This is a genomic window from Echinicola jeungdonensis, from assembly GCF_030409905.1.
Lineage (GTDB): Bacteria > Bacteroidota > Bacteroidia > Cytophagales > Cyclobacteriaceae > Echinicola > Echinicola jeungdonensis.
The window spans coordinates 945,312-967,944 of the sequence record NZ_JAUFQT010000001.1 but is presented as its reverse complement, the minus strand read 5'-3'; the positions used below and the strand labels follow the sequence as shown (position 1 = coordinate 967,944).

Sequence of the window (22,633 nt, the reverse complement as noted above, 5' to 3'; positions counted from 1 at the left end):
ATCTACAATCTGGGAGATTTATCCCTTTTTTACCTAAATTATTAAATATCCAATATATAAAAAGGGAAATATGGCTGACAAGGAGGATCTGGACTTCACCTACTCGACGATTGATGAAATTTTCCGATTGAGCATGGGAGAGACGGGAGATTTTAGTGGTGCAAAATACGATGGAGATTTTTCACTTTCTTTAGAAGAAGCCCAAAAGGCCAAGCACAAATTTATTGCAGAAAGCCTCGATATTAAAAGTGGAAGTCGTGTATTGGATATGGGCTGTGGCTGGGGCCCATTCTCGAAATATGTACAGGAATTGGGCGCTTCAAGTATTGGGCTGACTTTGTCCCAAGGGCAGGCGGAGGCTTGTCGAAAAAACGGCCTGAATGTTTATGTGAAAGATTGCCGAACAGTAAAGCCCGAAGATTTTGGAATGTTTGATGCCATTTCCTGTGTTGGGGCCTTCGAACATTTCTGTTCCATAGAGGATTGGAAATCAGGGAAACAGGAAAAAGTGTACAAGGATTTTTTCCATACAGTTTATAACCTATTGCCCAAAGGAGGCAGGTTATATTTGCAAACTATGGTTTTTGGAAAGAATATGATCGATTTTGAAGATATCAATATCGATGCCCCCAAAGGCTCACCCGCCCATGTCTGTGCCCTGATGGTAGAACAATTTCCGGGTTCATGGTTACCATATGGACTTGAAATGATCCAAAAAAATGCCAATCCCTATTTTAATCTGATTTCCCATAGCAGTGGAAGGCTGGATTACATTGAGACAATAGGGCAATGGAGAAAACGGTTCCGGAAATTCAATTTGAAAAAGTACATGCTTTACCTCAGCCTTCTTCCTAAATTTTTTACCGACAAAGCCTTCAGAAACAGAGTGGAGATTTTTCGTATAAGTCCTAATCGCATTTGCTTTGAAAAGGAAATAATGGACCATTATCGGTTGGTGTTTGAAAAATAACCCTCCCTCTGTAAAATTTACCAACCTAATAAGAAACAGCCGGCATAGATTAAGGGGGAGAATTGGGTAAAAAAAATGCATTAGAATTTACCTGGCAGAGCAGAGAATTCCCAATGCATCATTCTGAAGTAAAACAATTTCAATGGTTATCTATTCTTTTTTCGTTTGGTAAAAAATTCCTGTTTACGCAGTTGTTTTTCTTTGTTCCACTCCTTTTTTTCCAGAGCAGTCATAGGCTTTTCTGTTTGAGGGAATGGATGGTTTTCTATAATTTTTATCCGCTTTTTTGCCAGCTTTTCTATATCCTTGATATAAGCATTTTCCTCGGGACCGCATAAGGAAAGGGCAATTCCTGCTTCCCCAGCTCTTCCAGATCGGCCAATCCGGTGGATATAGGTTTCTGCAATATCAGGAATATCAAAATTGATTACATATTTCAACTTATCGATATCTATTCCCCTGGCAGCAATATCGGTAGCAACCAATACCTGGATTTTACCGGCTTTAAAATCCCTCAGGACTTTTTGCCTTTGGTTTTGGGCTTTATCACCATGAATGGCAGCGGCATTGATTTTTTTCTTTTTCAGGTCACGGACTATCCTGTCGGAACCATGTTTGGTTCTGGAAAACAAAAGCACCTGGTCAATTTCTTCTGTTTCTAAAATATGCAATAGCAAGCTTTTTTTACTGCTTTTATTGGTGAAATAAAGGTATTGTTGGATCGTTTCCGCAGTGGAAGAAACCGGGGTGACCTCTACTTTTTGAGGTTTATTCAGGATTTCCTTCGAAAGGTTGAGGATGTTTTCAGGCATAGTAGCGGAAAAAAATAAGGATTGTCTTTTGACCGGGAGCAATCTTAGGAGCTTTTTGATGTCGTTGATAAATCCCATATCCAACATCCGGTCTGCCTCATCCAGGACAAAAAGCTCAATGTTTTTCAAACTGATATAACCTTGGTCCATTAAGTCCAATAACCGGCCAGGTGTGGCCACCAATATGTGGACTCCTTCTTTTAGTTTGTCCACCTGTTGACTTTGTTTTACCCCTCCAAAGATGACGGCATGTTTTACATTGGTGTATTTGCCATATTTTTGAATGTTTTCCTCGATTTGAATGGCCAATTCTCTGGTGGGGGTGACGATCAAGGACCGTATTTTTGGACGGGACTCTTTTGAGGGTGTAGTTTCGTTAATGTGTTGGATAACAGGAATGGCAAAGGCAGCCGTTTTTCCCGTTCCAGTTTGGGCACAGCCCAATACATCATTGCCTTCCAAAATAAGAGGGATGGCTTGTTTTTGTATGGATGTAGGCTGGGTATAATTTTTATCTTCTAACGCTTTTAAAATAGGCGGAATGATATTCAATTTTTTAAAACTCATAATTTCTTGTTCTTTTTTCCGGATTTCATTTTCCGGATTTATGCTGAGACTTTGCCAAGTCCTCTTTACTAAAAAACGTTAAGGTAGATTGGAGAAAAAGGAAATGGAAAGGCGCTTTATTTATTTATTTTGAGGAGAATGCAATCTTAATGGATTGGATTGATGTTGAGGGGTAAAGTTAATTAAACCCAAAGGTACCCATATTAAACCAATAAATAACCATGAAAATAAAATAATGAAATGGTTTTAGAGGGATTATTTAAGATAGGGATAAATAGGAGGGATTATAACATCTTTGGATTATAGAAATTATCAAAAAAGAGGAATTTATTAGCAAGAGTTTATCTGGGGCCAATGTTCCTCATAACTATTGGTTTTACAAAGTCAAGATCCCATAGCTAAGAGAGACCAAATCTGACCATTCGAAATTGGGCTTTAGGGAAAAAGTGGCGCCAATAATGCCTGCAAGTCTTCTATAGCGTTGTGGGGTGGTTATATTGACCAGGGCTTGACTCAGATGTGTCCTATTTTGCCCCATTTGGAGTTTTGCTATTGACCCAATCAACAGGTTTTCAAACAAATTGGATGCTTTGATACCCTACTGACAATTTAACTTTTCTGCCTTTCAACCCAAACAAATCCAGAAAGCAAAATTAAAAAGCTTATGCTATTTTGGTCTGCCGGTTTAATAGGGATTAATTTGATTTTCAAAAATGAAAACCAGGGCTTTTTAGTAGTTGTTAAATTATTGTTTTGCTGGTAGGATCTGGTTTATGTTGAAAAATATGTAAAAAATAAAATTAATTGTTGTAATATTTGAAAATTAATCAAGTGTGTATTACGTTTGTAATATAATGCAAAGCGAAAAGCGCTTAAAAGCTTTACATACTGTAGGGTGTTGAAACTGGCAGACATGCCTCTCTGTCTCAGAGGTGGGGAGTCCAGGAAAAAGCAAATATCGAGCTCGTGTTTTGCCTAACTGCCCCGTGGAGGTTCGAATCCTTCCCCTACAGCAGGTTATTTTGGGTTTATTGTTAATTGACTAAAAGCTATGGGTTCTATTCATAGCTTTTTTTGTGCCTAAAATTTAGACCAGATGCGATAATAAATCTAAAAGGTAAATGGAGTACTTAGTTTTTTGAGCTATTCGATAATTGAAGGTCAAATAACTAATCTGCTATTCGGGATTTGTAATCCCTCATTTTTGATGGAAAGGATTTGTAATCATGGAGAGCGTGATTTGAAAACTTGGCACTTCCTTTATCTAAGGTCAATAGTAGGTTGGGCTTTAGCGGAAAAGTGTTGGCTGTAATAAAGTTTTAGCTGCAAAAGCCAAGGGAAGTCATTTTATTTTGACCAGGCTTCACTCTATGTTGAAATAATTTGTCCTTTCAAGGTTAAAGCTTACCATCAAATTTTTGCCTTGTGACATCTAGACGCTAATTGGGGTTTCAAATTCCAACTGGCCTTTCCTTATCAAGGTTTCAGTCCATCATATATTATTAATTCCTGCCCAACATTTTAGAAACTGCAATATCCTTCCAACATTTCAACTTTAAAAACTTCAAACGGAAAATACCGTTCCAATCCTAAAACCCCCCGGTTATCAATTTTTCCAAAAAATCTCCAACATAATAGGCTACTACTGCAGCTATAAGTCCCAGGAAAAGGGTTTCTAATATGCCTTTCCAAATATTGGTGTTGGTAACATAGGTTTTTAGAGCCCCTATAATAATGAATCCTGCACCAGTCATTAATGAAGAAAGAAAAAACAGATGCTGTCCGATAGAGGTTATGTAATCCAAAACATAAACCAACAAGGGGATGAATCCAATTAAAAGGAATGAAAAAAAAGTAGTTCCTGCTATGATATGGGGTGATTTTTTGTCTTTCATCATCTCAAGTTCTTCCTTCATCATCACATCTACCCATCGGTCTTTGTCCTCAGTTATTGTCTCCACTACTCTTTCCAACATTTCTCCTTCAAATCCTTTTTCCCTATAAATAGACCTGATTTCATCTTTTTCCGTTTCTGGAATGTGTTTGACTTCCCAATATTCTATTTCCTGGTGTTTATGGAAATTGTCAATTTGAGATTTGGAAGATAAATAAGCCCCGATGGACATGGAAAAGCCATCAGCAAACAGGTTGGCAAAACCTAGAATTATAATGATGGAGCTGTCGAGTCCTGCACCAACCGAACCTGCTACCACTGCAAAAGTGGTGACGCAACCATCGATGCCTCCATATACAAATTCACCAAGGTATTTTTCGTGTTTGGATAAAAATCCCTTTTCCCCATGGAGGGTGTTTTCATCTAAAGCTTCTGGGTTTTCCATCAGTATTGATTGAATTTGTTTTATCCATCAGGATAAGACTTCAACTGCTGATACAAAATATTAAAAAATATGGTCTTTTGGGCAATAATTGCAATTAATTAAATGTAGGAAAAATGTAGGAAACTAGGAATGAAATACTTTTTTGGAGGCTCAGTTTCTAATTGAAGACTCCCTGATATGGAGTTCTGTGTTCAGTACTATTTTTTTCTGAATTGGGCGGCCTTCCAGGATTTGTTCCAAGATGAGTTTGGCGGCATTTCTGCCTATTTCATGGGTGGGATGAGCTACTGAGGTCAATTGAGGTTCTACTACTGTGGCATGGAATTCATCTGAAAAACCAGCTAACAAAATGTCTTCGGGTATCCTTAGGCCAATTCTTTTTATAGCCTTCATGGTAGAAAAAATAACGGTATCATTTACCCCTAGGATGGCATCAGGTTTTTCCGGTAAAGCTAATAGTTTTTTGGTTGCCCTTCCTGCACTTTCAGGGGAAAGGTCAGTATGGATCAAGTATTTCTTATCAAAGTTAATTCCAGCAATTTCCAGGCCCTTAAGGTATCCTTCCGCTCGTTCCTTTACAATATTAAGATGTTTGGGCCCTGTAATATGGGCAATTTTTTTGGCTCCGTTTTCAAAAAAATGAGTGGTGATATCCCTGGCCATGCTGATATTGTCCGTTACAATAGTGGATACCTTCTTTTCCAGACATACCCTATCAAAGAAAACCAATGGCACCTCATGCTCCAATACCTTTTTAAAATGGGCAGTAGAATGGCTGTCTTGTGCCAAACATACGATTAATCCATCAATGCGAAGGTTTAAAAGGTTGTTGACACATTCAATCTCCTTTTGTACTGATTCTTTAGAAGATGAAATTACAATATAATAGCCCGCTTCCCTAAGTTCGTTTTCAATTCCTTCAATGATGGAAGAGAAAAAATAAGTCACTATATCCGGAACAATGACCCCAATTACCCGGGTTTGTTGGCGGAGCAAGCCCATGGCCAATGGGTTGGGGATGTAATTCCACTTTTGGGCCAATTTTTGGATTTTCTCTCTTAGCTTTTTGTCGATGTCTGGATGATCCTTCAATGCCCGGGAAACTGTGGAAATGGAAACCTCCAATTCCTTAGCAATATCCTTTAGAGTAACCCGCTTTTTTTTCATGTCTTAAAATAATTGAAAATAATTTTAACCCGCAAACCTTTGCACAAACCTTTGCAGGTATAGTGGCCTAAAAATCGGTTGGTTATCGTGTTTTTTGGATCAAATTATTGGCTAAATTGGAAGCCGTTTCCCAGAATAACGATCAAATTATGAAGTTAAAACCATTAGGAAAAACAGGAATCCAAGTCCCTGCGATTGTATTCGGAACCAGTGCTTTAGGAAATCTTTTTAAGGTATTGGATCCCGAGGTGAAGTTGGATATTGTAAGAGAAAGTATCCGGTTTACTCAGCCGCAAACAGTTTTTGACTCAGCCGGAAAATATGGGGCCGGATTGGCCCTGGAAGCTTTGGGCAAAAGTCTCAAAGCCCTGGAAATCCCCAAGGAAAATGTAGTGATCAGCAATAAATTGGGTTGGGTGCGAAGTCCCTTAGTAGGTTATGAGCCCCAATTTGAACCTGGAATTTGGAAAGGGTTGAAATATGATGCTGTTCAAAAAATCAGTTATGAAGGCATTTTAAGGTGTTTTGAAGAAGGTAATGAACTGCTACAAGGCTATGTGCCCCAGCTGGTGTCCGTACATGACCCGGATGAATATTTAGCTCAGGCCAAAAATCCTGAAGAAGAAGCTAGACTTTTTGAGGATATTTTGGAGGCCTACCGTGCCTTGGAAGATTTGAAAAAGCAAGGATTGGTAAAAGGCATTGGAGTGGGTGCCAAGGACTGGAAAATAATACCCAGGATTTATGAGCATGTCAATTTGGACTGGGTTATGTTTGCTAATAGCATGACCATTATTTCCCATCCCAAGGAGTTGCTGGACTTTATGCAAAAACTTTCTGATCAAGGTGTCGGAATTATTAATTCTGCCATATTCCAATCCGGATTTTTGGTAGGAGGAGATCATTATGATTACCAATTAATCCATCCTGACACCGAGGAATCAAAAAGGAAATTTGACTGGAGGGATCAATTTTTCCAGGTGTGTAAGGAATTTGAAATTGCCCCGGCGCATGCTTGTGTGCAATTTGGCCTCTCAGCCCCTGGGGTGTCCAGCGTTGCTTTAAGTACCACCGAATCTTCCAAGGTAAAAAGGAACGTAATTGCTACAGAGCAAAAGTTACCTGAAGCCTTTTGGAGTGAACTGAAAAACAGGTCACTTCTACATGAATACAGTCCTGTTTAATAAAAAAGATTAACAATATGCCCGTTCAAACAATGAAAGAAAAGGGGAAAGCCGCATTGGTTTCCAGGGAAACCTTGATTCCCTTTATATTAATAACCAGTTTGTTTTTGCTTTGGGGACTGGCCAACAACATGACAGATACCTTGTTGGCGGCCTTTAAGAAGATCCTGAGCATGACGGATACCCAGACTTCCTGGATTCAAATGGCCTTTTATGGAGCATATTTCTGTTTGGCTCTGCCAGCTGCCATCTTTATAAAGAAATATTCTTACAAGTCAGGTGTATTGCTTGGTTTAGGCTTATTTGCTGTGGGAGGGATGTTGTTCTATCCTGCCAGCATTGTCATGTCCTATGGCTTTTTCCTTTTTGCCCTTTATGTTTTGGCAGGGGGACTTTCCATCCTGGAGACTTCTGCCAATCCATACATCCTTGTGATGGGGCCAGAAGAATCAGCTACCAGAAGGCTAAACCTTGCCCAGTCCTTTAATCCAGTTGGATCCATTATTGGAGTGTTACTGAGTAAAGTGTTTATCCTTTCCAAATTAAATGTGGCAGAGGCAGAAGAAAGGAGTCAAATGAGTCCGGAGATGTTGCGGTCCATTCAACAAGAAGAGCTTTCTTCCGTGATGGGGACCTATGTGGGTGTGGCTTTGTTTTTGGTTTTGGTGTGGATCCTGATCAAAATGACCCCTATGCCCAAAGCTTCGGAGTTAGGTGTACCTGATAAACTGGCCAATGGATTTAAAAGGCTAATGGCCAATAAAAACTATGTCTTTGGTGTTTTGGCCCAATTCTTTTATGTGGGTGCCCAAATTGGGGTATGGTCATTTACCATCCGGTATGTAATGCAGGAGCTTGGCCATAATGAAAGTGATGCATCAAATTATTATTTGATTGCCATGTTCTTGTTTACCGGTTTTAGGTTTGTCTTTACCGCTTTGATGAAGATAATCCGGCCAAGTGTGCTCCTGTCACTAGCTTCTGGCTTGGCCATTTGCTGTACCTTGGTTGTTATTTATGCCAATGGAATGGTAGGAGCCATAGCCTTGGTAGGCATTTCAGGATGTATGTCCATGATGTTCCCTACAATTTATGGTTTAGCAGCCCAAGGATTGGGAGATGATACCAAGCTTGGAGGTTCAGGGCTGATCATGGCAATCCTGGGTGGAGCAGTTTTCCCCGTAATTCAGGGCCTTATTTCTGATAATTTGCAAAGCATTCAGCTGTCTTATTATGTTCCAGCTGGCTGTTTCTTGGTGGTAATGGCTTATGGCATTTACCATTATAATCACAAAATAGAAATAATGGCAGCAGCCAAAGCAAAGAATTAGTAAATAGGCCTAGCCTTTAACAAATGAACTAAAGGAGGGAATTATGTCCCTCCAATGAAAATTACCCCTAATAAATTACTCAAGAAGGAGAACGAAATAAATACTTGAGAAAAATGATGAATATTCTAACTTGTGATGAACCAGGTGTATTTACCTATGGAACAGACGAAAAACCAGCCTTGGAGTCAGGAAAGGCCATAATAAAAATCAAGCGTATAGGTATATGCGGTACCGATCTTCATGCTTATGAAGGTACTCAGCCATATTTCAATTACCCAAGGGTATTGGGCCATGAGCTTGCGGGTGAATTGGTAGAGGCGGATGGTGCTGAGGGTTTTTCCCCGGGTGATCTGGTAACAATCATTCCTTATTTTAATTGTGGGGAATGCGTGGCTTGTAAAGCCGGAAAGCCTAACTGTTGTGCGAAAATCAGTGTGTTTGGCGTTCACGAAGATGGAGGGATGAAAGAATATATTACCGTTCCTTCCTCTGCTTTGGTCAAAAAAGAAGGGTTGACCTTGGATCAATTGGCGCTGGCTGAACCATTGGCCATTGGAGCCCATGGTGTGAGAAGAGCAGGAGTGAACCAGGGAGAATTTGTCTTGGTCATGGGTGCAGGCCCAATTGGCTTGGGTGTAATGGAATTTGCCCGTATCGCCGGAGGAAAAGTTATTGCTATGGATATCAATGAAGACAGATTGAAGTTCTGCCGGGATGTCCTTGGAGTGGAATATACCGTCAATGCCACGGAGGATTTTAAAGCACAAATTGATGAAATCACTGGAGGAAGTTTTGCTGAGGTGATCATTGATGCCACAGGAAGCTCCAGGGCCATTCATAATGGGTTTGAATTGTTAGCCCATGGTGGCAGGTATGTATTGGTTGGCTTGCAAAAAGGGCCAATTGAATTCAGCCATCCGGAATTCCATAAGCGTGAATCTACCTTGATGAGCAGCAGAAATGCTACCCGGAAAGATTTTGATACGGTATTAACAGCATTGAGGGACAAAAAGGTGAAAGCTGAGTCCTATATCACTCACCAAGTGGCTTTTGATCAAGTAAAGCAGGATTTTGCAACCTGGTTGGACCCTGCCAATAAGGTGATAAAAGCTATGGTGAATTTGTAAAATCCTGTTTTAAAGATACGATTTGTTCCGAAATGCAAATTCCGAACCGCTTTTGACAAATAGCTGTCAGTATTGTTATTGCTGACAGCTATTTTTTTGATTTATTAGTATAAGTGTAAAAAATACAAATAATAATTTTTAAATTTGGTAGCTTTAAGCATTCAACCTGATTACGGCCTTAAAAAGAGAAGGAGTGGAAATTGACAAATATTATCCCTATGGAAAGGTAAAGGATAAAAAAGACGTTAAATTGACGGTTGAATTTTTGAGAAGCAGATTTAGAAAATAATAATAGCAGATAAATAATTAAGCCTTATGAGCAAGTTTAAAGAGCTAAAAAGAGAATGTTACGAAGCCAACATGGAGCTTCCAAAATTGGATTTGGTGGTTTACACTTTTGGAAATGTGAGTGCTGTGGATAGGAATGAAGGAGTGTTTGCCATTAAGCCCAGTGGTGTGCCCTATGAAGAGTTGAAAGCTGAGGATATTGTCATCTGTGATTTTGACAATAAAATCATTGAAGGAAATAAAAGACCATCTTCCGATACAAAAACCCATGCTTACTTATACAAAGAATGGGAAAAGGTCGGTGGTATTGTGCATACACACTCTCTATATGGTGTGAGTTGGGCGCAAGCTCAAATGGATATTCCGATTTTTGGAACTACCCATGCCGATCACTTGACCAAAGACATTCCTTGTGCTGCACCTATGGCTGATGAGCTGATTGAGGGTAATTATGAACACATGACTGGCAAGCAGATTTTAGATTGCTTTGAAGAAAAAGGGCTAGACTATGAGGAGGTTGAAATGATCCTGGTAGGAAGCCATGGTCCATTTGCCTGGGGTAAGGATGCAGCCAAAGCCGTTTACAATAGTAAAGTTTTGGAAGAAGTTGCAAAAATGGCTTATCTTACGCTCCAAATTAACCCTAATGCTCCACGATTGAAGGATGCTTTGATCAAAAAACACTATGAACGGAAGCATGGGAAAGATGCCTATTATGGCCAAGGTTGTTAATCTTTTTACCTAAATAAACTCATATGAACCTATTAAAATCGAACCTTTTCGGTGTTCTTCTGCTTGCAGGGGCAATGTCATTTTACAGTTGTTCACCTAAAAAATCATCAGAAAACCAAGAAGAGGGATCGGCCGAGGAAGTAGTCTCCGGCCTAAGTATCACTTCACAAACTGCTACAGTAGAAGGAAAAGAAGCCCAGATTTTCACCCTTAAAAATGCCAATGGGGTTGAAGTGGATCTTTCCAATTATGGAGGGGTTATTACCCGTTTGGTTGTGCCGGATAAGGAAGGCAATTTGGAAAACGTAGTTTTGCATTATGCAAACCTTGAAGGATATAGCACCAGTACCAATTATTTTGGTGCCACAGTAGGCCGCTATGCCAACCGGATTGCTGAAGGGAAATTCGACCTTGAGGGAGAAACTTATCAACTTGCTACCAATGATGGTGACCACCACCTCCATGGGGGAGAAAAAGGTTTTGATAAGGTGTTTTGGGATGCAGAACCCATCGAAAATGAGGAGTCCGTTGGTGTTAAACTGACCTATGTCAGTGCTGATGGAGAAGAAGGTTACCCTGGTGAATTGACGACTGAGGTGACCTATGAATTGAATAATGAAAATGACCTTTCCATTTCTTTTGAAGCCACTACGGACAAGGCAACTATTGTTAACTTGACTCACCATGGTTATTTCAATTTGAGTGGTTTGGAAGAAGATATATTAGGGCATAAGCTGACCATTATGGCTGAGCTCTATACCCCGGTAGATAATACCTTAATCCCAACTGGAGAGGTGAAGCCTGTTGCAGGAACTCCATTTGATTTTACTTCAGCTCATACCATTGGAGAGCGAATAGATCAGGTTGAGGGAGGATACGACCATAATTATGTATTAGAAACAGAACCTGACGGTGAAATGAGTAAAATGGCTGAGCTTTACCACCCCGGAACCGGTAGGGTTATGGAGCTTTATGCGGATTCACCTGCAGTTCAGTTTTATTCCGGAAACTTTTTGGATGGAACTATCACGGTGGATGGGGTGACCTACAAAAAGCATTTTGGTTTGTGCCTTGAACCACAGACCTTCCCAAATTCTCCCAATGAGGAGAGTTTCCCTTCTGCCAAATTAGAACCAGGAGAAACTTATACGCATAATATCAAATATCATTTTGGGGTGAAATAACTCTCATTTGATACCTGAAAAACCACAGTTCGGGAAGTTTGTCAAATGATCAATTTTGATCATGAAAAGATTGAAACTTTCGATGGACTGTGGTTTTTTTGTTTTAAGTCAACAGCCTTGCATAACTGTGTATACCAAAAGAATGTGGAGGAACAAATTTCGGTTTATTTTTAACATAAAATACTAACTGCTCCTAAACCTATCATTTTGAAACTTATGGAAAATTCCTGGGGAAATTTGGGTGATGAAACTCGAATAACTTAATAACCAAGTAATAGATTCCACAGGTCGATACCTTTTTATTTCTATCCTATAATATTGATCTTTAGACCATGAAATCCATATATCCAGAACCCACCGTAAGCGCCATTATCTTTAATCCAAAAAATGAAATTTTGCTTTGCAAATCTGCTAAGTGGAATAATCAATACGTTATTCCCGGTGGGCATATTGAAAAGGGAGAAAAAATGGAGGAGGCCCTAATAAGGGAAGTGAAAGAGGAAACGGAGTTGGATATTTATGACCTCCAATTGGCCAGTGTTCAGGAGAGTGTGAATTCAGATCATTTTGAAGAAATGCGGCATTTTATCTTCATTGATTATACCTGCAAAACAGATCAGTATGAAGTTAAGTTAAATGATGAAGCAGATGGGTTTGTTTGGGTTGCACTTGAAAAATTGTTTGATTATGATCTGGGAGGATTTGTTCGGCCTTTTTTTGAGGAGTGGTTAAAGGGAAAAAATTCCGATTATTGTAAACCAATTTATTATGGTTATGCAAAAAAATAATCCGCAGCCTTGCAACTGCGGATTTTAGAATTTTATTCTGCTGGATCTACACCTTCAGTGGTCATTTGAACCCTTTTTAAAGTGCCATCAGGGTTGTAATACAGATAATCTACACAAACAGATCTTCTAAAGCTTCCTCCATCATTTGGAATACTTCCATTGTGATAGATGAAGTAATCTTTTCCTTTATATTCAATGATAGCCTGATGGTTGGTATTAGAGTTTCCGGCTACCTCATTGAGGATGCCCTTAAATTTCCAAGGGCCTTCAATGCTCTTGCTCATGGCATAGGCTGTTTTTTCAGGGAATTTGTAAGCATATGAAAGGTAATAATAGTCGCCTTTTTTATGCACCCATGGGGCTTCAGTAAAGTTGGGAAGGTCAATGTATTGGATATCACTATCCAATTCGATCATATTGTCCTTTAATTTTGCATAATAACAAATGGTATTGCCCCAGAAAAGATGAGCGGAACCATCATCATCAATAAAAACGGTTGGGTCGATATCATCCCAGCTGATTTTGGTATCCGTGGTCATGTCATTGGTAATCAGGGCATGTCCTAAGGCATCTTTCCATGGACCAACCGGGTTGTCAGAAACAGCGATACCAATGGCTTTTCCATGGATTTCATTGTGGGTTACGGTGACAAACCAATAGAATTTTCCGTCTTTTTCGATTACCTCTGCTGCCCAAGCATCATCTTTTGCCCAGGAGAAAGTTTCTTTGACATTGACAGCAGCTCTTTCCTCCCAGTTGACCATATCAGTAGAGGAATAAATCAGCCATTCGTGCATTTCATAAAACTCTTTTCTTGGAGGGGCCTGATCATGACCTGCATAAAGAAATACAGTATCATTATGAACAATGGCTGCTGGATCTGCTGTATATTTCTCAGTAATAACTGGATTGCCGGGTACTGGTGGTTCTACCGCTTCAATTTTGCTTTGTGCTTGGGAATAAGTTGCAGCTCCTGTGATAAGAGCAGTTAAAAGGAAGTGTTTTAGTTTCATAACAGGGTTTATTTTCAGTAATGACTTGATATAACAAGCTTTATCAAAAATAGTACTAGTTTTTATAATTTAAAATTATAAGTGTAAAAAATACACGAAAATTTCATATTAGTTTCTCTCAAAGTCTCAGGGGGCCTAAGTGAGGGTAGGTGGGAAGTGTTTTATCGAGGGAAAAAGCTATTAAACAACTTATTTTGAAGATTTGGAATTAAAGGTTGGAAAACCCACTTTCCAACCTTTAATCCTTTTAACATTTCAACCTTTCCTAAACGAGAAATCTCAAATAAAGGAAGCTTATTGTTCCGCCAGTAACTTATTCAGTCGCTTGAATTCTTCCCTTGTTACTTTAAAAGCTGTACCATGTCGGGTTCCATTAGGAAAATGGATTTGGTCCGAAATGTCCTTCCAGTTTTTCATATCTGTTGAGGCCACCGCGCCCATTTGGTGTTCCCGGTATTTGTCAAAATAAAGGATGCAACGCTTACCTACCATTAATGGAGTAGGCCCTTCTGCCCAATAATCTCCAGTAATGGGTTCACCTGCTGCAGGATATCCTTGTGTCAGTTTATCGCTTTTTGTAATCCTAATATTCTTGGCAGGCGGAGTGCGGGTTTCGTCCTTAACAAACATGACATATTCTCCATCATGAGGGATGATGGTAGCATCAATTACGTTAAAGCCTGGTTCATAAAATAATTTTGTTTTGCTGAATTTTTTGAAATCCTTGGTAGTGGTATAATACATTCTGTGGTTATAACCACTTTCCAAGGTATCCTGGGTTTCGGGATAAAGCCCTTTAATTGTACTGGCCCAGAAAATCATATACCTGTCTTTTTTATCATCATAAAAGATTTCAGGTGCCCAGGTGTTTCTGGCACCTTCTTCATGGGCCATTACCGGAATAAATTGTTGTTCGGACCAGTTTACCAAATCCTCTGAAGAGGCATAGCCAATTCCCTTTTCATTCCAGCTTACAGTCCATACCATATGGAATTTTCCATCCCCGCCTTTGATGATACAAGGATCTCGCATCAATTTGTCTCCTCCTGCAGTTGGGGCAAGTACACTTTTATTATCAATCAATGCTTTCCATTTGAGGCCATCTTCACTGTAGGCGAGATGTAATCCATCTTCCCCATTGCCCATAAAATAGGAGAAAAGATACACTTCATCCGTTTGGGCAAATAATTGAAAACTTGCCGCGAAAAAAAGTAATAATCCGAATAATGATTTCTTCATGCTGTAATAGGTTTATTGATCAAAGGGCCAAAATAGTGCCAATAAAACCTTAAAACAACAAACAATACAGTATGGTGTGTTTTTTACAGTTAAAACTTGGGTAGAATTGTGATGGTGGATTTGAGAAAGCTAAGACAAATATTCCTAGCAACTCAAATTCCAAATACTTATTAGTAGCACCCCAATTTATTCAAAAGCAGAATGCTTTCCTAAGCTCATTCCTCCAAAACATCCCAAAGCAGCAATTCCAATTGCATGCTGGTTCTTTCTTTTCCTTTAACCAGAAAAATGGCAGTAAAATAGGGGTGTTCACCAATCATTTCTTTGAAATCACTATCAATCCATTCTATGTCAGTAAACCTTTCTGTGGTAGCCTTTACGCCAATATCATGGTCGGAAAAGAAGATGAATTGTTCTCTATTATTAGGGCCCTGAAAACGGGAAACCACAGCATGTTCATAAATGGAGCCATCTTCTATGCTGAGGTTGATTAAAGTATCTTTTTCAGTTTTAGGGTTGGTATAGGAAAGCATTCCCCTTGTTATAGAAATATTGGGATTGGCATCATTGAAGAAATCAATAAAAAGGTTGCCGTTTTTGATGGGGCCAATATAAATGGAATTGGTTTCGGTGATATCTTTTATACTGGTTTGGGAGCTGAAAAGAATATTGAAATCTTTGTTTTGCCTGTGAAAAAGCCTTGAAATATTCATTGTGCCGATTGCGGCCATCCCTGTGACATAAGGGTAATTTGCAGGTTTTATATCTTCTTTTTTATCTGGATGTTGTTCTAAAAACCTATAGTAATCTTCTAAGTTGTTAATATTATAATCCCTGTTCCATCCATGACTACCGGTGACAGTTGTGCCCATTACCCCAAAGAAATCCCCAATAAAAAGGGTGGTTTCTTCATTATTGTCAAAATATTCATTCCATAAGGGTACATACTTGTTACTGCTGAAGTACCAATAAGCCAAAAATGCCAAAACAATACCTCCGGCGATATAATATTTTTTTTGATTGGTTTTTTCCTGGGGTTGTTCTTCCTTGTTTTTTAAAAACTCTACCTGGTACTGTCCCTTTTTGATCTTTATTCGATAGGCATTGTCTTTTCCTTCCTCCTGATAGTATTTATCCAACTTTTTCCGGAGGTGGTAAATATTGACTCGAATATTGGCAGCACTTTTTTCGTCCTCATAAGATTTGCCATAAAGTTCCATACCGATAGTTGCTTCCTTTAGGTCTTTGTTAGCAAGGGTGGCTTCTACCAAAAATTTCAAAAGAGTACAGCTGGAGGGGGATCTTCTAAAGGGAGGGCTCTGCAATACATCATCCAGTACTTCTTTTTTTAACTTTTTTTCCATTACAATAGGGTTAATAATCAATTTTGGGTTTTGTTAAAATCAAGTTTTAAAGGTTTAAAGACAATACTTTTAACCGTTAAAACTACAGTTAAATACACGTTAAATGTACGCTTTTATTTTTAATTCTTCATATTCAAACCATTGATCATACTGGGAAGCGAATTGGAAATAAAAGTTTGTTTTGTCAAATGCTTCATTCTGAAATTGGTATGATAAGGAGTTTAGAAAGAAAATACAATAAACAATTATAACCCAAAATGATTATGAATAAAATCTACAACAACTGGTTTTTTCAAGGAATAAGAATTTTTGTCCATGTCAAAGTGATTAAGAGTCCCCTGTTTTCATTACAGAAAAAAATGCAAAGGCAATTAGCTGTAATTTTTAATAAGGCCAGGTTGCTGGTTTCCTTTTTTTAAACCAAATGGCTTTCCTGTTTTTTATCTCCGGTCAAAAGAAGATAAGCAGCAATGACACTTAATTGAAATTTACTCCGGGAGATGATAAAATCTGAAATTCTCAAAAAAATGGGATGATTGGATTTCATTAAAATTTCTTGGATAACAGCTCAAATGCGAAGGTAAGTGATCAATGAAAACCATATCAAAGGATCAAGAAATATCCAATGGGCTTTGTCTTTGAGTCTACTAAAGGTTATTCAATAAAGTTTTTCTAATGAACAATTGATACAGCAAGATTCCCTTATGTCGGAAAAAATAAACTCTAATAATAACCTAAACTATTTACAAAAAAATAAATCAATCTATGGAAGTACGTTTACTTTTAGTTTTGATTGCATTGTTTATGCTTTCAAACCAAATCCGGGCCCAAGAACCCAACTTAACGGAAAAGGAGACTTTGCCAGTACAACTTTATGGGGTAAAGTCTTTTAACAGTGCGACTGATGTGGACACTGTAGTTATCCCAACGCAATTACCAGGGGATTTTACCTTAGAGGTGAAGGCCCGGATAAATTCAGCGGAGGGCAGAGGGCTTGATATTGAAGCCAGAAAAGGAGACTTAAATGGTTTCAGAACTTCTGCAGATACTGAAACATTCAACTGGAGGGCTCCGCTTTCCGTTTCGGATATGCTTTACTTTTCTTCTACAAAGGAACAAACATTTCGTTTTGCAGTGGAAGGAAACAAGGTACATATTTATCAAAACGGCTTTTATATAGTTTCCAAACCAGCTACTTCTATTTATGATATCGTAGATGGCGTTGAAAATCCTTTAGTTTCCACCTATGGGGAAAATATTGTTTCTGATATTTTTGGATACGGAGAAATTGTTACTCCAAATGAAATAGACTGGGGGAATAATGGTGCGGGCACTGTTCCCTGGAAAACCACCAACAGTGGCAGTGGGGTTAGGATAATGGATCCCTTGAATGGCACCTCCTACAATGGAGAAACTTATACTTATCCCTTAATCCTCCTTCGCTGGGAAAGTGGGGTGACCAATGGTTCCTCTTATTATTATCCCGTTGAATTAGAAGCGAACACAGCTTACAATTTTAGTTATCTTCAAGGCTACTGGGATAATGGTTCCCCTAATTCTCTAAAAGTAGGAGTGAGCAAAGAAATAACAGGGAATAATCTTATTAGTGAAACAAGCTTCGAAGGATCATATAATGAAAAGCAACAGCTATTTGATGGGTCATTATCCTTCACCACATCGGAAGCAGGTACCTATTACCTGATGTTTCAAAATGATGGTAACGGAATTTGGATAGTAGCTGATCCTGAGGTTAAAAAACTTGATGCCGTATCCAGGATAATTATCGGTAAGAATTACAAGGATGGGGCCGTAGATATTGATTTGTCATCGGTGACTCTTGATGAAGATGGAGCCTTTGCCCCACTACCCAATATGGAAGTGGAGACCATTTCAAAAAGTATTTCAGATGAAACCTTTTCAGCCACCAAACTTATCAATAGCCATATTTCCGTAAGCGGGGAATCAGAACTCCATCTGAGTGGCAGGGATCCATTGGTCAATAGTTCTATTGATCTACAGTCAAATGATTCCTGGTTGTATTTTTCCGAGTTCCGGCCATCACAGTTTTTATCTGATTTATCAGGCCAAGTTACGGTAAACGGGCGTGTTTTTGATGAAACTATCGACAGGGTTGAAATTTATGGGTCCGGTTGTGTTATCATTCCAAATGGGATGAAAATTGCCAATGAAAGTGCACTGATTGTATATAGTGAACCCAATTTCGGAGGGGATTCCAAAGCAATTGAAATAGAAACCTATTATAACAATCTTGAGGAATGGAATAATAGTATCAAATCCTTCAAATTAAAGAAAGGTTTTGCAGCAACCTTTGCCAATAATCCTGATGGTACAGGACATAGTAGGATGTTTATTGCCAGCGATGAGGATTTGGAAATCAGTACGATGCCTGAAGGTTTTGTTGCCTCCGAAACCACAGGTGAAAGTTTTATCTCATTTGTGAGAGTATTCAGATGGCGATGGACTTCCAAAAAAGGGACTGCGGGAAATATAGGTCCTATAAATGCAGATGTTGTATATGATTGGAGTGCGGGAGGGCAATCCACCTTAGATACTGAATATATTCCCATGCGTCATAATGCCGGTTGGGATAGCTACGGCCTTATCAACAATAGGCAAAATACCAGTCATGTTCTTGGATTTAATGAACCTGAAAGACCTGATCAAGCCAATATGCCGGTTACTGAAGCAATCAGGCAATGGCCAAATTTGTTTGAATCTGGCTTAAGAATCGGGTCTCCAGCTCCAGCAGACATGCCCAGGGCTTGGCTTACAGAATTTATGCACATTTGTGACAGCACGAATTTGCGAGTAGATTTTATCGCAACTCATGCCTACCAGGATCAATCTACAGGTTGGTGGGATTGGTTTATTTATATGGCCTCTTTTGGAGGAATGGCTGCAGGAGAGACCCCGAGAAGACCCATTTGGATAACAGAATGGAACAATGGTGCCAACTGGACCAATGGTGCGGATGCTTCAAAATGGCCAGATGATAATGGAGTCCGCGTGGATGTAAACGGATATCCAATTTTAGATAAAAATGGAAATGAAGTAAATGTTGCACTTCCCCTTACGGCTGCCAATGCAGAAAGGCAAAAAAATAAACTGTTGGAGGTTCTCAATCATTTCGAAACCGTGGATATATTTGAGCACCAATTCTTGTATCAATGGGTAAATGATGCTCGTCAACTTGAAATTAACGGCGAACTAACTCCTGCAGGGGAGGCTTTTAATGCTTTTAAATCTGAAGTAGGGTTCAAAAAGAAGAATGAATATAAACATATATGGAAGATTGCACCCCCGTTTTGTAGATCTTGGGAGTCAGAAGATTACCATAATGTAACGCTTTCCTGGTATGACCATAACAGTGAAACAGGAAAGAACTATATCATTGAAAGGAAACTTGACAGTGAAAGTTCTTACTCCCCAATAGATACACTTTTTGCAGCAAAGGATTATAAATATGGATCAACCACAGTAGAATACACCGATAGTCTTGGACACAATTCCGCTAATTATCGCGTAAAGGCTACAAGTTATAAGGATACCGAATCCGTCTATTCCCGAACGGTGAAAATTCTGAGGAATGATCCTCCTCAGGCACCCGGAAATTTGTTCATTGAGGTCAATGAAAATGAAGCTTCCTTGAACTGGGAGGAAGCAGCCTTTGCCACTTCCTATAAAATCAAAAAGTCTTCCTCAAGGGGAGGTCCTTTTGAAACAATTGCTGAAGGAATAACTACTACGGATTTTAAGGATAATTTCGATGGGAACATTACTTATTATTTAGTGGTGGCTGTAAATGAGTTTGGTGAGTCACCGCATTCGAATCGGGTTAGCACTAAGCAATCAGATAAGTATATTTACCTCAGATTTGATGAAGGGGAAGGAGAAATTGCCGAGGACTCTTGGTCCGGTTTGGATGGAAAACTCGTTGGTGGAGCTTTCTGGTCGGAAGGAAAAGCTGGGAAATCAGCTTTTCTAAGTGGAAATAATAATTCCCATGTAGCCTTGGTAGATGGGGTGATGGAAAGCATAAAAGAATACACCATTTCAGTTTGGGTTAAACTGGAAGAAAATCCTACCTGGAATAGAATCTTTGATTTTGGCTCAGGAACTGGCACCTATATGTTCTTGACTCCAAAAAGTGGCAATAATACGGTAAGATATGCTATTAAAAAAGGAGGGAATGAACAACGGATTAATGGACTTTCACCGCTTTCACTAAATGAATGGCATCACTTGGCATTAACCCAAAAAGATACAATAGGGATTCTTTATATTGATGGTAAGGAAGTGGGTCGAAATGAAAATATGGATCTTAACCCAACCGATCTGGGAACAACGACCCAAAACTGGATCGGGAAATCGCAATGGCCTGACCCTCTGATGAAAGGAAATGTGGATGAGTTTAGGATATATAATTATGCCCTGAATTCTGGAGAGATTGGGGATTTATTTGTAGAAGAAATTACCCCAGCGCCCTTCCAATATGTTATATCGTTTGAATCAGAATATGGTCAAATGCCACAGGAAATGCGATTTACCTCGGTTGATGAAATTCCTGATCTTCCGGAAATGGAAGATACTGATACCCATTTGTTTCAGGGGTGGAAAAAAGCTGATGGTGAATTGGTGACGGAGTTATCTGCCATTATTCCCGCAGATGCTGATGGAAGTATTACACTATTTGCCATTTGGGAGGAAATTCCTGTTGAAGTATATGCCATTACTTACCATAATGTTGATTTTGAAGGAGTGGTAAATCCAAACCCAACAGAGCAGGAAGTAGGTACAGTATTAGAATTACAAAGTGCAATAGCTTCTAGTTATCGTTTTATGGGGTGGTATTTAAATGCTGATTTTACCAGTGAAATATCCAGCATAGAGGGAAACAATAGCTCAGATATGGAGATATATGGACGTTGGAAATTAAAGGGTGAATTTATTGCCTATCCTACTTTAACTGAAGGGACAGTTTCCTTCAGGTCTAGTGAGGCCAATGATATGATCATTTTATCCAACTCCATTGGAGTAATCGTAAAAAGACTGCAAACCTCTTCAGTTCAGGAAAGGTTTGATTTTAGTAACCTACCAACAGGGCTTTATGTGGCCAGGAGTTTGAAAACAGGTCTAACAACCCGAATAATTAAAAAATAGTTTTTTCCTAAACCCCTAAGGTGCTTTTAAGTGCCTTAGGGCTGCTTTTTAGGATTAATAATTTAGTTAATCATTATAAAAATACTATGAGAAAGAAATATTTCATTATAGCGATACTCTTTGCATTGGTTGGTACGGGATGTAGTGATGAATCTAAAGGTGATAATGAGCCTGGGGGGAATTTTGGGGCGGTTTCAGTAGATGATATTACTATTAACCTGTCCCAAGGATATATTGAAGATTATGGGCAAATAGGAAGTTCCTATAACCTTGATTTTTCGGCCAGGGGGGCGAACAGTGAAAAGGCTGCATCAGTAGTTTATTTTGAACTATTTTCATCCAAAGAAGATGATTTAGCTACCGGAACTTACAGTTTGGGTAAATATGAAGATGCCCAATCGAATACCTATACTAAATGGGGGGAAATTGCATTAGGTTCCGACCTGATAATAGATTCATCAAAAAATGACTACACCATAAATGAAGGGATAAGCATTCGACCAACAAGCGGAACATTTGCTGTTTCTGAAAATGGTGAAAAATATAAAGTGAGTTTTACAGGTTTTGGAACTGCAACTTATTATAGTGATGGTGAAATAACCAATACAAAATCAGGAGTGAGTTTAGAGATGACTTATGAAGGGGATGTTGAACGCTATGCAGGGCAAGAGCTTAAGACAAAGTCCAATACAGCAGAAAGGTCAAAAATGAGAAGGATTTTCGTGAAGTAAATAGGTATCTCCAATAAAGGGGAGATAACATTTATTCAACTAAAATGGGTCAGGCATAATTTTGTCTGACCCATTTTCTGTTTGGAGGGGTTGGTTTGAATGGTTGAATTAAGCGTTCTGAAATGCTTAAATGTTGGAAAGTGCAAACACTTTTCTATTATTAAATTAAATATTAATCCGTAATGTTGAATATAGCCCTGATTAGACTATTCTTTCACTATTATTTGGGGTTTGGAAACCCGAATCTCAATAGAGAGGATTTCGCAATCTTTAGTATTTAATAAATAATTCCAGCCTACACTTTTTAGTGAAAGCCTAAATCTTGCTAAGGCCAGGTAAAGTCAGCACAACAATGGCTTCTATTTTCCATTTCCAAAGATTATAAATCTGGAATATTCGGATTCGAAATGGAAAATTTAGAATAGGAGATGGGGTGTCACATCCAAACCTATTATTATTTTCAAAAATAAGGGGAAATAAAGAAGAATTATTTATCGCTAATAAAAGTGTAAAAACCACAATTAAAAGCTTTTGAGTAGGTCTTTTAACCGTTAAAACTACAGTTAAAACCACGTTAAATACGTACTTTTTATTTGTTATTTACCATATTCAAACC

At 38.8% G+C, this 22,633-nt stretch carries 16 protein-coding genes; 9 read left to right on the top strand and 7 right to left on the bottom strand.

Translation table 11 applies throughout. The features are described 5' to 3' along the window. Positions 1–70 precede the first annotated feature (70 nt). Entirely contained in the window at positions 71–970 is a 900-nt protein-coding gene (locus QWY93_RS04115; RefSeq protein ID WP_290246913.1) for an SAM-dependent methyltransferase, read from the top strand. 146 nt (positions 971–1,116) lie between these two features. On the opposite strand, the gene QWY93_RS04110 is transcribed toward QWY93_RS04115, so the two are convergent. From QWY93_RS04110 to QWY93_RS04095, 4 genes are all read right to left on the bottom strand, one after another. Next, entirely contained in the window at positions 1,117–2,349 is a 1,233-nt protein-coding gene (locus QWY93_RS04110) for a DEAD/DEAH box helicase (protein ID WP_290246912.1), read from the bottom strand. Between the two features lie 376 nt (positions 2,350–2,725). After that, entirely contained in the window at positions 2,726–2,887 is a 162-nt protein-coding gene (locus tag QWY93_RS04105) for a hypothetical protein (protein ID WP_290246911.1), read from the bottom strand. A gap of 1,051 nt (positions 2,888–3,938) precedes the next feature. Beyond that, complete coding sequence (locus QWY93_RS04100; protein WP_290246910.1) at positions 3,939–4,688, bottom strand: VIT1/CCC1 transporter family protein; 750 nt, start codon at positions 4,686–4,688, stop codon at positions 3,939–3,941. Positions 4,689–4,838: 150 nt separating this feature from the next. Beyond that, positions 4,839–5,855 (bottom strand): LacI family DNA-binding transcriptional regulator, encoded by a 1,017-nt coding sequence (locus QWY93_RS04095; protein WP_290246909.1) that lies wholly within the window; start codon positions 5,853–5,855, stop codon positions 4,839–4,841. Between the two features lie 149 nt (positions 5,856–6,004). Here QWY93_RS04095 and QWY93_RS04090 point away from each other — a divergent pair, with 149 nt between their 5' ends. The 6 genes from QWY93_RS04090 to QWY93_RS04065 all read left to right on the top strand — a co-directional run bounded on the left by QWY93_RS04090 (position 6,005) and on the right by QWY93_RS04065 (position 12,489). Beyond that, positions 6,005–7,039, top strand: a complete 1,035-nt coding sequence (locus QWY93_RS04090; protein WP_290246908.1) for an aldo/keto reductase — start codon at positions 6,005–6,007, stop codon at positions 7,037–7,039. 17 nt (positions 7,040–7,056) lie between these two features. Then, positions 7,057–8,370, top strand: coding sequence for an L-fucose:H+ symporter permease (fucP, locus tag QWY93_RS04085; protein ID WP_290246907.1), 1,314 nt, complete (start codon positions 7,057–7,059; stop codon positions 8,368–8,370). Between the two features lie 116 nt (positions 8,371–8,486). Continuing rightward, complete coding sequence (locus tag QWY93_RS04080) at positions 8,487–9,497, top strand: zinc-binding alcohol dehydrogenase family protein (protein WP_290248820.1); 1,011 nt, start codon at positions 8,487–8,489, stop codon at positions 9,495–9,497. Positions 9,498–9,812: 315 nt separating this feature from the next. Beyond that, on the top strand, positions 9,813–10,517 hold the full coding sequence (locus QWY93_RS04075) for an L-ribulose-5-phosphate 4-epimerase (protein ID WP_290246906.1): 705 nt from the start codon (positions 9,813–9,815) through the stop codon (positions 10,515–10,517). Positions 10,518–10,540: 23 nt separating this feature from the next. Next, positions 10,541–11,701 (top strand): aldose epimerase family protein, encoded by a 1,161-nt coding sequence (locus QWY93_RS04070; RefSeq protein WP_290246905.1) that lies wholly within the window; start codon positions 10,541–10,543, stop codon positions 11,699–11,701. A gap of 332 nt (positions 11,702–12,033) precedes the next feature. Beyond that, a complete protein-coding gene (locus QWY93_RS04065; RefSeq protein ID WP_290246904.1) occupies positions 12,034–12,489 on the top strand; it encodes an NUDIX domain-containing protein in 456 nt (151 codons plus the stop codon). 32 nt (positions 12,490–12,521) lie between these two features. On the opposite strand, the gene QWY93_RS04060 is transcribed toward QWY93_RS04065, so the two are convergent. The 3 genes from QWY93_RS04060 to QWY93_RS04050 all read right to left on the bottom strand — a co-directional run bounded on the left by QWY93_RS04060 (position 12,522) and on the right by QWY93_RS04050 (position 16,105). Further along, positions 12,522–13,502: a glycoside hydrolase family 43 protein gene (locus tag QWY93_RS04060; protein WP_290246903.1), complete on the bottom strand. Its 981-nt coding sequence runs from the start codon at positions 13,500–13,502 to the stop codon at positions 12,522–12,524. A 294-nt stretch (positions 13,503–13,796) separates the two neighbouring features. Next, positions 13,797–14,741 carry a glycoside hydrolase family 43 protein gene (locus QWY93_RS04055; RefSeq protein WP_290246902.1) on the bottom strand — a complete coding sequence of 315 codons (945 nt, stop codon included), beginning with the start codon at positions 14,739–14,741 and terminating at the stop codon, positions 13,797–13,799. 215 nt (positions 14,742–14,956) lie between these two features. Next, entirely contained in the window at positions 14,957–16,105 is a 1,149-nt protein-coding gene (locus QWY93_RS04050) for a helix-turn-helix domain-containing protein (protein WP_290246901.1), read from the bottom strand. A gap of 765 nt (positions 16,106–16,870) precedes the next feature. Between QWY93_RS04050 and QWY93_RS04045 the strand changes: the two genes are divergently transcribed. Continuing rightward, positions 16,871–21,286 carry a LamG-like jellyroll fold domain-containing protein gene (locus QWY93_RS04045; protein WP_290246900.1) on the top strand — a complete coding sequence of 1,472 codons (4,416 nt, stop codon included), beginning with the start codon at positions 16,871–16,873 and terminating at the stop codon, positions 21,284–21,286. A gap of 86 nt (positions 21,287–21,372) precedes the next feature. After that, positions 21,373–22,017 (top strand): hypothetical protein, encoded by a 645-nt coding sequence (locus QWY93_RS04040; protein WP_290246899.1) that lies wholly within the window; start codon positions 21,373–21,375, stop codon positions 22,015–22,017. The last annotated feature ends 616 nt before the right edge of the window (positions 22,018–22,633 follow it).